This is a genomic window from Streptomyces termitum (assembly GCF_014650175.1).
GTDB lineage: Bacteria > Actinomycetota > Actinomycetes > Streptomycetales > Streptomycetaceae > Streptomyces > Streptomyces termitum.
In genome coordinates, this window is record NZ_BMUL01000009.1 from 313,747 (window position 1) to 326,657 (window position 12,911).

Below are 12,911 nucleotides of genomic sequence, written 5' to 3' on the forward strand. Positions count from 1 at the left end.
TGGCGGGTGACGACGACATCTCCGGGTGAGACCCGGACCTGACGGCCACCGGCAGGCGCCCAGGAGCGCCGCCCGACGTGGCCCGTCTCGTCGTACCCCCTTCCCCCGTCTGCCCAGGGCAGAGGACTCTCCTTTCCTGCCCCCAGCACCCTCCGAGGCCCCGCCATGTCCGATGCCGCCGTCGTCTGCTCCCACCTCTCCTTCGCCTGGCCCGACGACACCCCCGTCTTCCACGACCTCTCCTTCACCGTGCCCACCGGCCGCACCGGCCTGGTCGCCCCCAACGGCTCCGGCAAGTCCACCCTCCTCAAGCTGATCGCGGGCGAACTGAAGCCCTCCATCGGCACGGTCCTCGTCGAGGGCACCCTCGGCTACCTCCCGCAGAGCCTGCCGCTGACCGGAGACCTCACCGTCGCCGAGGTCCTCGGCGTCGCCGACGTCATCCGCGCCCTCGACGCCGTCGAATCCGGCGATGTCGACGAGAAGCACTTCGCCACCATCGGCGACGACTGGGACATCGAGGAGCGCACCCGCGCCCAGCTCGACCGCCTCGGCCTGGCCGGCCTCGCCCTGGACCGCTCCCTGAGCACGCTCAGCGGCGGCCAGATCGTCTCCCTCGGCCTCGCCGCCCAACTCCTCCGGCGCCCCGACGTCCTGCTCCTCGACGAACCCACCAACAACCTCGACGCCGACGCACGCCACCAGCTCTTCGACGTCCTCGCCGACTTCCAGGGCTGCCTGCTCCTCGTCAGCCACGACCGCGCCCTCCTCGACCGCATGGACCGCATCGCCGAACTCGGCAGCGACGAACTACGGCTGTACGGGGGCGACTTCACCGCCTACGAGGAAGCCGTCCGCGCCGAGCGCGAGGTCGCGGAGAAGAACGTCCGCAACGCCGAACAGGACCTCAAGCGCGAGAAGCGCGAACTCCAGCAGGCCCGCGAACGCGCCGAGCGCCGCGCGAGCAACGCCGCCAAGAACCTCAAGAGCGCCGGACTGCCCCGCATCTTCGCGGGCAACATGAAGCGCGGCGCCCAGGAATCCGCCGGCCGCGCCGGCCAGATGCACGCCGGCCGGGTCGGCGAGGCCAAGGCCCGCCTCGACGAGGCCGGCCGCGCCCTGCGCGACGAACAGCGCCTCACCCTGGAACTCCCCGACACCCAGGTCCCCGCCGGCCGCACCCTCTTCCTCGGCGAAGGCATGACCGTACGCCTCGGCGACCAGGACGTGTTCGCCCCCGGCGGCATCGACCTGAGCATCCGGGGCCCCGAACGCATCGCCCTGACCGGCCCCAACGGCGCCGGGAAGACCACCCTGACGCGCCTGATCACCGGCGACCTCACCCCCGACGGCGGAACGGCCACCCGCAACGACGGCCGCATCGCCCACCTCTCCCAGCGCCTCGACCTCCTCGACCTCGACCGCACCGTCGCGGAGAACTTCGCCGCCTTCGCCCCCGAACGCCCCGAGGCCGAGCGGATGAACATCCTCGCCCGCTTCCTCTTCCGCGGCCCCCGCGCCCACCTCCCCGTCCGCGTCCTCTCCGGCGGCGAACGCCTGCGCGCCACCCTCGCCTGCGTCCTGTGCGCCGAACCCGCCCCCCACCTGCTCATCCTCGACGAGCCGACCAACAACCTCGACCTCGTCAGCACCGGCCAGCTGGAGAGCGCCCTCAACTCCTACCAGGGCGCCTTCCTCGTCATCAGCCACGACGAGCGCTTCCTCGCCGAGATCGGCGTCGACCGCTGGCTCCGCCTCGCCGACGGCACCCTCAAGGAGACCGGGGCCCCCACCGCCTGACCCGCGGCCACCCACCAGGGGCGGCGCGCCGACCGGACCCGGCCGGCACGCCGCCCTTCGGGCCACCCCACCGCGCCGCCCCTCAGGCCGCCCCCCGCCGCGCCCGGCCCCGTCCCACCGCCCGCGCCCGGAGCCGTACGCCCGGCGGGCCGCTCCCCGACCCCTCCGGAGAACCCCCATGCCCCGACCCGCGCTCCTCGCCCACGACCTCGTCCGCGTCCTGGGCGGCCGCCGCGTCCTCGACGGCGTCAGCCTGACCGCCGCCCCCGGCCGCCGCATCGGCCTGATCGGCGAGAACGGCACCGGGAAGTCCACCCTGCTGCGCCTCCTCGCCGGCACCGACACCCCCGACGCCGGAACCGTCACCCGCCCCGACGGCCTGGGCTTCCTCCACCAGGAGATGCCCCACGCCCCCGCGACCACCCTCGCCGCCGTCCTGGACGACGCCCTCCGCGAAGCCCGCGAGGACCTCGCCGCACTCGACCGGCTGGGCACCGTGCTCGCCCGCACCCCCGAGGACGATCCCGCCCACCCCCACCTCCTCGACGCCTACGGCAGCCGGCTCGAACAGGCCCAGGACCGGGAATCCTGGGACGCCGACCGCCGCGCCGCCCTCGTCCTCGACGGCCTGGGCCTCGGCTCCCTCACCCCCGACCGCACCCTCGACACCCTCTCCGGAGGCCAGCGCGGCCGCCTGGCCCTCGCCGCCCTCCTCGCACGCCGCCCCCCGGCCCTCCTCCTCGACGAACCCACCAACCACCTCGACGACCAGGCCGCCGCCTTCCTGGAGGAACAGCTCCGCCTCCTCCCCGGCACCGCCGTCGTGGCCGGCCACGACCGGGCCTTCCTCGACGCCGTCTGCACCGACCTGATCGACCTCGACCCGTCCCCGGACGGCCCCGTACGGTATGGCGGCAACTACAGCGCCTACCTCGCCCAGAAACGCGCCGAACGGGACCGCTGGGAACGGCGCCACGCCCAGGAGGAACGCGAACGCGACGCACTGCGCGTCACCGCCCGCGTCACCGCGCACCGCCTGGCCCCCGACCGGGGCCCCACCGACAACGAGAAGATGGGGTACGGCCACCGGGCCGGCCGCGTCCAGAGCCAGGTCTCCCGCCGGGTCCGCGACGCCACCCGCCGCCTGGCGGAACTCGAACGCACCCGAACCCCCGCCCCGCCCCGCCTCCTCCGCCTCACCCTCCGCCCCCTGACCGCGCCCCCCGAACAGACCACGGACCCGGCAAAGACCACAGGCCCGAAGGGGACCACGGCCCCGGAAGGGGCCACCGCCCCGGAGGACACCACGGCCCCGAAGGACACCACCCTCCCCCTCCTCTCCCTCCGCGACGTCCACGTCCCCGGCCGGCTCGCACCCACCACCCTGGACGTCACGGCGACCGACCGACTGCTCGTCACCGGCGGCAACGGCACGGGCAAGTCGACCCTCCTCGCCGTCCTCGCCGGCCACCTCACCCCCGAGGGCCGCCTCCACCGCCGCCCCGGCCCGACCGTCGGCCTCCTGACCCAGGACACCGCCTTCGCCCGCCCTGACCGCACGGCCCGCGACACCTACGACCGGATCCTCGGTCCCGCCCGCGCCGAAGCGGTCCCCCTGGACTCGCTCGGCCTCCTGCACCCCGCCGACCTGGACAAGGAGGTCGGACACCTCTCCGTGGGCCAGCGCCGCCGCCTCGCCCTGGCCCTGCTCCTGGCCGACCCGCCGCACCTCCTGCTCCTCGACGAACCCACCAACCACCTCTCGCCCGCCCTCTGCGACGAACTGGAGGAAGCCATGGCCACCGGCCCCGGCGCGGTCGTCGTCGCCGGCCACGACCGATGGCTCCGCCGCCGCTGGCAAGGCCGCGAAATCCACTTGCAACCCGCCACCGGGCCAAGGGATTTCCCGTCCACCGGCCCCGAGACCGTGCGATAGGTTGCCGCCATGACCACGCTCGGACCCGACACCTGGCCCCCCGCCCCGATACGCACCGAGAGGCTCGTGCTCCGCGTCTCCGAGGCCCGCGACCGCGCCGCCTTCATCGACCTCTTCGCCTCGCCGGAGGTCGGCACCCACATCGGCGGCCACCGGCCGCGCGCCGACCTCGAAGGTGCCGTGCCCGAGGTCCCCGGCCGCCGCCCCGGCTGCTTCGTCGTCGAACACGACGGCACGATGATCGGCATGGTCACGCTCGACCCCCGCGCCCCGGAGCGCCCGGGCCACATCCGCCCGGAGGCGGGGGAGACCGAACTCGGCTACCTGTTCCTGCCCACCGCGTGGGGCCGCGGATACGCCGCCGAGGCGTGCGCGGCGGTCCTCGACTGGTTCACCGCCGCGCTCCCCGGCGAACCGGTGGTCCTCTCCACCCAGACCGCAAACGCCCGCGCGCTGCGCCTCGCCGGCAAGCTCGGCTTCACCGAGCGGGAGCGGTACGAGGAGTACGGCGCCGAGCAGTGGTTCGGCGTACGCCCTCCGGCCGCCCCCGCCGCCTGACCCCGCCGCTCCGACTCAGCGGGGGAGCACCCATCCCGGCCGCCAGGTCCCGGCCGCGTCGTGCCCGGTGCCCGTCGCGGCGAGATGGGCCCGGAGCGCGACCAGCGCCGGGTGGGGATTGTCCCGGTGCCACAGCAGCGAGTGCGGATAGACGGGCGTCGGACCGGTCACCGGAATACGGCGCAGACCGTGCCCCGCGGGCCACACCAGCCGGGTCTGCTCACTCATGAAGGTCGCCAGCGCGGGGGTGTCGGCGATGGTGTCGAGGAGCGCGTCGGACCCGAAATTGGGCCCCGTCGCCTCGATGCCGAGCCCGAACTCGGCGACCAGGTCGTCGTAGTAGGCGGCCCACTCCGTGCCCGGCACGATGCCGGGCATCCAGATCCGGTGCCCGGCGAGCTCCGCCACGGACACCGACCGGGCCCGCGCCAGCGCGTGCCGGGGCCCGGTGAGGAGCTGAAGCGGCTCGTCGAGCACCCGTACGGACACGATGTCCTCCGGCAGCGGCCGCCCGGGCGCGACGACCGCCCGGAACGACGCGTCGATCGCCCCGGACCGGATCGCGGCGACGGCCGCCTCGATGTCGAACATCATCAGCACGTCCAGCTCGACCTCGGGATGCGCCCGGTGGAAACCGCGCATCAGCCCCGACGCCGCACCCCGCGAATTGAGCACGTCGACCCGCAGCGGGCGCCGCCCGGCCCGTACGGACGCCACCGCCCGCTCGGCGGCGCGCAGCAGCTCCCGCGCGTGCGGCAGGAACGCCTGCCCGTCGATGGTCAGCTCCGCCCCGTGCGGCGTCCGGACGAACAACCGCACCCCCAGCTCCCGCTCCAGCACGGCGACCCGTTTGGAGACCGCCTGCTGGGTGAGCGCCAGATCGACGGAAGCCCTCCGGAACTGTCCCGTCTCCGCCACGGCGACGAAGGTGCGTACCGCTTCGAGGTCCATACCGGCCCACCTTAGAGAACAACCCACAGTTGTGAAGAACGGCCCAAACGGTTGTTTGACCTGCGAAGGGACCGCTCGTTTAGCTCTCCCTGGCCAACAAGGACTTGTCCACGAGGGAGCGAACGGCATGGCGGACGGGCGACGACTGGGCCGGCGCTTCGGCTGGCTGTGGGCGGCCTACGCCGTCAGCGCGTACGGCTCCGGCCTCGGCTTCGGGGCGCTGCCGATGATCGCCGTCCTCGTGCTGCACGCGGGCCCCGCCGAGGTGGCCGCCCTCTCCGCGGTCGGACCGGCGGTGGGCGCGCTGATCGCGGTGCCGGTCGCCCCCTGGGTGGAGTTCCGCCGCAAGCGCCCGGTCATGATCGCCATGGACCTGGCCCGGTGCGCCGCCCTCGCGACGGTCCCGGCCGCCTACGCCCTCGGCCACCTTGGCTTCGCCCACCTGCTCGTCCTCTCCACCGCGACCGCCGCCGCCAGGATCACCTTCGGCGCCGCCTCCGGCGCCTACCTCAAGGCACTGGTGCGCCCGGACGACCTGCTCGTGGCCCAGGCCCGCTTCGAGTTCACGAACTGGAGCTCCATCGCGATCGGCCCCCCGCTCGGCGGGGCGGCGATCGGCCTCCTCGGCCCGGTCGTCACGGTGACCGCCGACGCCCTCAGCCACCTGCTCTCCGCCCTCGGCCTCACCGCGATCGGCGGCGGCGAGGAGGCCCCGCGCCCCACCGACGGGAAGCGGCCCCGGATCCGGGCGATGCTCGACGGCCGGCGCCACATCGCGGGCGACCCCGTCCTGCGCGCGCTCTGCCTCAACAACATGCTGGTCTCCGGCCTGATCATGGCCACCGAACCCCTCCTGGCCGTCCTCCTCCTCGACGAGCTCCATTTCCCGCCCTGGCAGTACGGTCTCGCCTTCGCCGTCCCTTGCCTCGGCGGCCTCATCGGTTCCCGCCTGGCCCCCCGCGTCGTGGCCCGCCACGGCCGGCACCGCGTCCTGCGGACCGTCGGCACCCTCCGCGCCGTCTGGCTGATCGGCCTGGCCTTCGTGCGTCCCGGAGCGATCGGCCTCGTCACGGTGATCGCCGTAGAGCTGGCGATCATCATCAACATGAGCCTCTACACCCCCGTCCTCGCCACCTACCGGCTCGAACACACCCCCGACCACCTCGTCACCCGCACCCTGGCGGCGTGGTCCGTCGCCCAGCAGGCGGCCATCGCCACCCTCACCGCCCTCGGCGGCCTCCTCGCCACCGTCACCACCCCGCGCACCGCCCTCACTGTCGCGGGACTCCTCGTCCTTGCCACCCCGCTCCTGCTTCCCCGCCCCACCCGCACCCCGCCCGACCACCGGCACCCGGCCCCCACCACGCCCTGACCCACCCACCGCGAACCCAGAGATCCTGAGACTCAGAGACCCGGAGGGCTCCCGTGCCCACCCTTTTTCCTTTCTCTTCCTCTCCCCTCACTCCGTCCCACACCGCCCTTCTGGTCATGGACTGCCAGCCCGGCATCCTGGCCGGCCTGCCCGACGACGAGACCCGCGAGAAACTGCTCGCCCACGTGGAATCCGCCATCGCCGACGTACGCGCGAAAGGCGGCACCATCGCCCATGTACGCGTCGGCTTCACCGAGACCGACTGGGACGCGATTCCGCCGGCCAACAAATCCTTCGCACCCCTGGCCGACCACCACGCCCTCCACCACGAGGACCCGGCCACGGCCGTCCACCCCCGCCTGGCCCCGCAGGACGGCGACATCGTCGTCCGCAAGACCCGCTACGGGGCCATGTCCACCACCGACCTCGACGAGCAGCTGCGCGCACGCGGCATCACCACGCTGGTCCTCTCCGGCGTCAGCACCAGCGGTGTCGTCCTGTCGACGACCCTCGACGCAGCCGACCGCGACTACCGGCTCTACGTCCTCTCCGACGGCGTCGCCGACCGGGACGCCGAAGCCCACGACGTCCTGATCCGCCGGATCCTCCCCTCCCGAGCCCACGTCATCGACACCGCCGGCCTCCGCACCCTCCTCGAAGCCTCCTGATCCACAGACCGCCCTTGACACAGGGTTTTCCCGAGGCGTAGTGTTCTCCGAGTTGTCCGACGTGAGCACCGACTCCGGTCGGCCCCGGACAGCGATTCCGCAAGAACCACAGAAGCCTGACGNGACTTCACCGTCCCCGCCGGCCGCGTCACCGGCCTCCTCGGCCCCTCCGGCTGCGGCAAGACCACCCTCATGCGCGCCGTCGTCGGCACCCAGGCCAAGGTCACCGGCACCCTCACCGTCCTCGGCCGCCCCGCCGGCCACCCGGACCTCCGCCCCCGCGTCGGCTACGTCACCCAGGCCCCCTCCGTCTACGACGACCTCACCGTCCGGCAGAACCTCGACTACTTCGCCGCCGTCCTCCACCCCGGCCGCGCCCACCGCGCCGACCGCCGCACCGCCGTCGAGCGGGCCCTCACCGACGTCGACCTCACCGGCCACGCCGACTCCCTCGCCGGACGCCTCTCCGGCGGCCAGCGCAGCCGCGTCTCCCTCGCCGTCGCCCTCCTCGGCACCCCCGACCTGCTCGTCCTCGACGAACCGACCGTCGGCCTCGACCCCGTGCTGCGCCGCGACCTGTGGGACCTCTTCCACCGCCTCGCCGCCGACCGGGGCACCACCCTCCTCGTCTCCTCCCACGTCATGGACGAGGCCGAGCGCTGCCACCGCCTCCTCCTCATGCGCGAGGGCGAACTCCTCGCCGAGGGCAGCCCCGCCGCCCTGCGCGAGCGCAGCGGCACGGACACCGTCGAAGCGGCCTTCCTCCACCTCGTCGACACGGCCGCCGCCCGCACCGCACCCGAGGAGCCCCGCCGATGAACGCCGCCCGCACCCTCGCCACCGCCGCCCGCGTCCTGCGCCAGCTCCGCCACGACCCCCGCTCCATCGCGCTGATGCTCCTGGTCCCCTGCGCGATGCTCTTCCTGCTCCGCTACGTCTTCGACGGCAGCCCGCAGACCTTCGACACCATCGGCGCCTCGCTGCTCGGCATCTTCCCGCTCATCACGATGTTCCTGGTCACGTCCATCGCCACGCTCCGCGAACGGACCTCGGGCACCCTCGAACGGCTCCTCGCCCTCCCCCTCGGCAAGGCCGACCTCATCGCCGGCTACGCCCTCGCCTTCGGCCTCGTCGCCGTCGTCCAGTCCTTCCTCGCCACCGGCCTCGCCCTCTGGTTCCTCGGCCTCGACGTCACCGGCTCCGCCTGGCTCCTCCTCCTGGTCGCCCTCCTCGACGCCCTCCTCGGCACCGCCCTCGGCCTCTTCGTCTCGGCCTTCGCCGCCTCCGAGTTCCAGGCCGTCCAGTTCATGCCGGCGGTGATCTTCCCCCAGCTGCTCCTCTGCGGCCTGTTCACCCCGCGCGACCAGATGGCCCCCGCCCTGGAGGCGATCTCGAACGTGCTCCCCATGTCGTACGCCGTCGACGGCATGAACGAGGTCCTCCGCCACCCCGACCTGACCCCCGCCTTCGTCCGCGACGTCCTCGTCGTCGCCGGCTGCGCGCTCCTCGTCCTCGGCCTCGGCGCCGCCACCCTCCGCCGCCGCACCGCCTGACCGCCCCTCGGACACCCGCCGCACCACCCCCGCCCCGGTGCGAGGATGACGACACGTACCCCCTCCGGCGAGGTGAACAGAGCCATGACCAAGACCGTCGCAGTCCTCGGCACCGGCAAGATCGGTGAAGCGCTCCTCAGCGGCATGATCCGCGCCGGCTGGCGCCCCGCGAACCTCCTCGTCACCACCCGCCGCGCCGACCGCGCCGCGGAGCTCCGCGACCGCTACGGCGTCGAGGCCGTCACCAACGCCGAGGCCGCCAAGCGCGCCGACACCCTGATCCTGGCCGTCAAGCCCCAGGACATGGGCCGCCTCCTCGACGAGCTCGGCCCGCACGTCGCCGCCGACCGCCTCGTCATCAGCGCCGCCGCCGGCATCACCACCGCCTTCATCGAGGAGCGCCTCACCCCGGGCACCCCCGTCGTCCGCGTCATGCCCAACACGCCCGTCCTCGTCGACGAGGGCATGTCCGTGATCTCCGGGGGAAGCCACGCCACCCCCGCCCACCTCGCCCACACCGAGGAGATCTTCGGCGGCGTCGGCAAGACCCTCCGCGTCCCCGAGTCCCAGCAGGACGCCGCCACCGCCCTCTCCGGCTCCGGCCCGGCGTACTTCTACTTCCTCGTCGAGGCCATGACCGACGCCGGCATCCTCCTGGGCCTGCCCCGCGCCCAGGCCCACGACCTGATCGTCCAGGCCGCGATCGGCGCCGCCGTCATGCTCCGCGACAGCGGCGAGCACCCCGTCAAGCTCCGCGAGGCCGTCACCTCCCCGGCCGGCACCACCATCAGCGCCATCCGCGAGCTGGAGAACCACGGCGTACGGGCCGCGCTGATCGCCGCCCTCGAAGCGGCCCGCGACCGCAGCCGCGAACTCGCCTCCGGCAACGGCTGACCCCTACCGGGCCGCCGCCACCACCTCCCGCGCGGTCACGACCCGGGCGAAGCGCCCGCCGTGCAGCGACACCGCCGTCGCCCGGGTCAGCTCCTCCGCCGTCGCCGTCCAGCCGAACGGCCCGGCCAGGTCGAAGGTGTGCATGGCGTCCAGCGGGAACAGCACCTCGTACCCGAGGTTCCCGCCCATCCGGGCCGTCGTCTCGTTGCACATGTTCGTCTGGATCCCCACCACCACGATCTGCCGGACCCCGGCCCCCTTGAGCCAGGCGTCCAGGTCGGGCTCCCCGTAGAAGGCGGAGTTCACGGACTTCGTCACGAGCAGCTCGGGGCCGGACCCCTTCCCCCGCCGCTCCGCCACGAAGTCCTTGAACGCGTTCCCCGCGCTCCCGGCCGCCAGCGGCGACCCCTCCTGCACCGAGTCGTGCCGCACGAAGACCACCGGCCGCCCGGTCTCCTGCCACACGTCGATCAGGGACGCGATGTTCTCCTCGGCCCCGGGGTTGTCCCGGCGCCCCCAGAACCCCTCGTCGTCGAAGCCCTTCTGCACGTCGACGACCACCAGCGCGGTGTTCTCGTAGATCTCCATGCCCACGATGCTGCCGCCCCGGAGCCCCTCGCCCCAGAGGCGGAAAAGCCTCCGATCGATGGTTTACTGCCACCCATGACAGCCCAGGCGGGCACGACCACCACCCCGGCCCCGCAGCGCATCGCCCTCCTCGTCTTCCCCGGCATCCGCGCCTTCGACGTCTCCGTCGCCACCGAGGTCTGGGGCGCCGACCGCCGCGACCGGGGCGTCCCGCCCTTCGAACTCCGCCGCGCCGCCGCCGACCCTGCCGTCCCCGTCCCCCTGACCGGCGGCCTCACCCTCACCCCCGACCGCCCGCTCGCGTGGCTCCACGACCTGACCCCCGCCGACCTCGTCGTCGTCCCCGGCATCGAGGACCCGGACACCGACGTGCCCGTCCCCGTCCTCGACGCCCTCCGCCGCGCCCACGCCGACGGCGTCCCCGTCGCCGCCCTCTGCGCGGGCGCCTTCGTCCTCGCCCGCGCCGGCCTCCTCGACGGCCGCCGCGCGGTCACCCACTGGCGCCTCGCCGCTACCCTGGCCGCCCGCCACCCCCGGACCACCGTCGAACCGGAGGCCCTCCACATCGAGGACACCGGCGTCTGGACCTCCGCCGGAACCGCCGCGGGCATCGACCTCTGCCTCCACCTCGTCCGTACGGCCCACGGCGCCGAGACCGCCGCCACCATCGCCCGCTCGATGGTCACCGCCCCCTTCCGCACCGGCACCCAGGCCCAGTTCATCGAGCGCCCCACCCCCCGGGCCGACCGCGACGGCGACGCCCTCGCCGCCGTCCGCGCCCACGCCCTCGCCCACCTCGACGCCCCCCACACCGTGGCGAGCCTCGCCGCCCGCGCCGGGATGTCGGCCCGCTCCTTCGCCCGCCACTTCCGCGCCACGACCGGCACCACCCCCGCCCGCTGGCTCACCGCCCAGCGCGTCGCCGCCGCCCAGAAACTCCTCGAACGCACCGACCACCCCCTCCCCGAGGTGGCCCGCCGCGCGGGCTTCGGCAGCGAGGTCACCATGCGCCAGCACTTCGCCGCGCACCTCGCCACCAGCCCGCGCGACTACCGCGCCGCCTTCCGTCACCCGGCGGGCAGCAGCCCGATCGCCCGGTAGGCCCGGTCCACCAGCGGCCGCGCCATCCCCCGGGCCCGCCCGGCCCCCTCCCGCAGCACCCCGTCCACGTAGCCGGGATCCGCCGCCAGCGCGGCGTGCCGCTCCCGCACCGGCCGTAGCAGCTCCACCACCGCGTCCGCCGTCTCCTTCTTCAGCGCCCCGTACGAGCCGAAGCCCCCGGCCAGCTCCTCCGGGTCCCCGCCGGTCGCGGCCGCCAGCAGATCGAGCAGGTTCGCGACCCCCGGCCGCTCCCCCCGGTCGTAGACGACCTCCCGCCCGCTGTCGGTCACGGCCCGCATGACCTTCCGCCGTACGGTGTCGGCGTCGTCGAGCAGATAGACGATCCCGGCCCCGTTCTCGTGCGACTTCCCCATTTTCGACGTGGGGTCCTGGAGGTCCATCACCCGCGCGGCCACCGCCGGCGCCGTCGCCCTCGGCACGGTGAACGTGTGCCCGTACCGCTGGTTGAACCGCACCGCCAGGTCCCGCGTCAGCTCCACGTGCTGCGTCTGGTCCTCACCCACCGGCACCTCGTCCGCCCCGTAGGCCAGGATGTCCGCCGCCATCAGCACCGGATACGTCAGCAGCGACAGCCGCACACTCTGCCCGGCCTCCCGCGCCTGCACGCTCTTCTCCTTGTACTGGATCATCCGCCGCAGCTCCCCGTCGGTCGCCGTGCACTCCAGGAGGTACGACAGCCGGGCGTGCTCGTCCACGTGGCTCTGCACGAACAGCGTGCACAGCGCGGGGTCCAGTCCGGCGGCCAGCAGCAGCGTCGCCGCCTGCCGGCTCAGCCGCCGCACCCGCGCCGGGTCGTGCTCGACGGTCAGCGCGTGCAGGTCCACCACGCTGAACAGCGCCTCGCCCCGGTGCTGGTCCACCTCGACCCACCGCCGTACGGCCCCGAGGTAGTTGCCCAGCGTCAGATGCCCGGTCGGCTTGACCCCACTGAAGATCCTCGCCATCGCGTTCCGCTCCTTCTCCGTTCAGCGCCGGCCCGACGGCCCGGCTCCCGGAGGGGGATACGCGAACGGCCGCCGGAGCGGCGGCCGTGTGTGCATGCGTGAGTACGGGCCGCCGTCAGGCGGCCCACCACTGGGTGGTGTGCGCATGCGTAGTCATGGATGCAGCGTACGCCTCCGGACCGGGGTTGACACGCGGTTTGGCGGACCATAGTGTTCTCCGAGTTGTCCGACGTGAGCACCGACTCCGGTCGGCCCCGGACAGCGATTCCGCAAGAACCACAGAAGCCTGACGGCCGCGTTGTCGTGCCGTTCTGCTTTCCGTGCGCTTTTGCGAAATGAGGAATCCGCGTTCGAGTCATTCGGACACGAACCCCCGATTCGCATCGGGGGCGGGGAATCCGCTAAAGTCTCACTCGTCGGAACGGCCCAACGGCCGGGAAGACACCCCCTTCTGACGGGGAATCGGACACCGAAAGGGTCTGATAGAGTCGGAAAAGCCGGAAGGGCCCGGAGCGAAAGCGAAAA

Annotated in this window: 11 protein-coding genes and 1 pseudogene; 9 read left to right on the forward strand and 3 right to left on the reverse strand. The window is 73.6% G+C overall.

Going from position 1 to position 12,911, the window contains the following annotated elements; genetic code table 11:
• The first annotated feature begins 165 nt into the window (after positions 1 to 165).
• The 3 genes from IE219_RS19425 to IE219_RS19435 all read left to right on the forward strand — a co-directional run bounded on the left by IE219_RS19425 (position 166) and on the right by IE219_RS19435 (position 4,294).
• Positions 166 to 1,800, forward strand: a complete 1,635-nt coding sequence (locus tag IE219_RS19425) for an ABC-F family ATP-binding cassette domain-containing protein (protein WP_189979093.1) — start codon at positions 166 to 168, stop codon at positions 1,798 to 1,800.
• Between the two features lie 178 nt (positions 1,801 to 1,978).
• Positions 1,979 to 3,736: an ATP-binding cassette domain-containing protein gene (locus tag IE219_RS19430; RefSeq protein WP_189979094.1), complete on the forward strand. Its 1,758-nt coding sequence runs from the start codon at positions 1,979 to 1,981 to the stop codon at positions 3,734 to 3,736.
• Between the two features lie 9 nt (positions 3,737 to 3,745).
• Positions 3,746 to 4,294 carry a GNAT family N-acetyltransferase gene (locus IE219_RS19435; protein ID WP_189979096.1) on the forward strand — a complete coding sequence of 183 codons (549 nt, stop codon included), beginning with the start codon at positions 3,746 to 3,748 and terminating at the stop codon, positions 4,292 to 4,294.
• A gap of 15 nt (positions 4,295 to 4,309) precedes the next feature.
• Here the strand turns inward: IE219_RS19435 and IE219_RS19440 are convergent, their stop codons facing one another.
• The gene (locus IE219_RS19440; RefSeq protein WP_189979099.1) at positions 4,310 to 5,245 is read right to left on the reverse strand and encodes a LysR family transcriptional regulator; all 936 of its coding nucleotides are present in this window, start codon (positions 5,243 to 5,245) and stop codon (positions 4,310 to 4,312) included.
• A gap of 127 nt (positions 5,246 to 5,372) precedes the next feature.
• Between IE219_RS19440 and IE219_RS19445 the strand changes: the two genes are divergently transcribed.
• The 5 genes and pseudogenes from IE219_RS19445 to proC all read left to right on the forward strand — a co-directional run bounded on the left by IE219_RS19445 (position 5,373) and on the right by proC (position 9,732).
• Positions 5,373 to 6,617: an MFS transporter gene (locus IE219_RS19445; protein ID WP_189979101.1), complete on the forward strand. Its 1,245-nt coding sequence runs from the start codon at positions 5,373 to 5,375 to the stop codon at positions 6,615 to 6,617.
• Between the two features lie 53 nt (positions 6,618 to 6,670).
• Positions 6,671 to 7,285: a cysteine hydrolase family protein gene (locus IE219_RS19450; RefSeq protein WP_268256853.1), complete on the forward strand. Its 615-nt coding sequence runs from the start codon at positions 6,671 to 6,673 to the stop codon at positions 7,283 to 7,285.
• A gap of 123 nt (positions 7,286 to 7,408) precedes the next feature.
• Positions 7,409 to 8,104, forward strand: a pseudogene (locus IE219_RS19455) (ABC transporter ATP-binding protein); the annotation flags it as partial.
• Entirely contained in the window at positions 8,101 to 8,838 is a 738-nt protein-coding gene (locus IE219_RS19460; protein WP_189979105.1) for an ABC transporter permease, read from the forward strand. The pseudogene IE219_RS19455 and the gene IE219_RS19460, both read left to right, overlap by 4 nt.
• A gap of 84 nt (positions 8,839 to 8,922) precedes the next feature.
• Positions 8,923 to 9,732 carry a pyrroline-5-carboxylate reductase gene (proC, locus tag IE219_RS19465; protein WP_189979107.1) on the forward strand — a complete coding sequence of 270 codons (810 nt, stop codon included), beginning with the start codon at positions 8,923 to 8,925 and terminating at the stop codon, positions 9,730 to 9,732.
• A 3-nt stretch (positions 9,733 to 9,735) separates the two neighbouring features.
• On the opposite strand, the gene IE219_RS19470 is transcribed toward proC, so the two are convergent.
• Positions 9,736 to 10,320: a cysteine hydrolase family protein gene (locus IE219_RS19470; protein ID WP_189979110.1), complete on the reverse strand. Its 585-nt coding sequence runs from the start codon at positions 10,318 to 10,320 to the stop codon at positions 9,736 to 9,738.
• 75 nt (positions 10,321 to 10,395) lie between these two features.
• Here IE219_RS19470 and IE219_RS19475 point away from each other — a divergent pair, with 75 nt between their 5' ends.
• Entirely contained in the window at positions 10,396 to 11,421 is a 1,026-nt protein-coding gene (locus IE219_RS19475) for a GlxA family transcriptional regulator (RefSeq protein ID WP_189979112.1), read from the forward strand.
• Here the strand turns inward: IE219_RS19475 and trpS are convergent.
• Entirely contained in the window at positions 11,388 to 12,386 is a 999-nt protein-coding gene (gene trpS, locus IE219_RS19480; RefSeq protein ID WP_189979114.1) for a tryptophan--tRNA ligase, read from the reverse strand. The genes IE219_RS19475 and trpS overlap by 34 nt on opposite strands.
• Positions 12,387 to 12,911 lie beyond the last annotated feature (525 nt).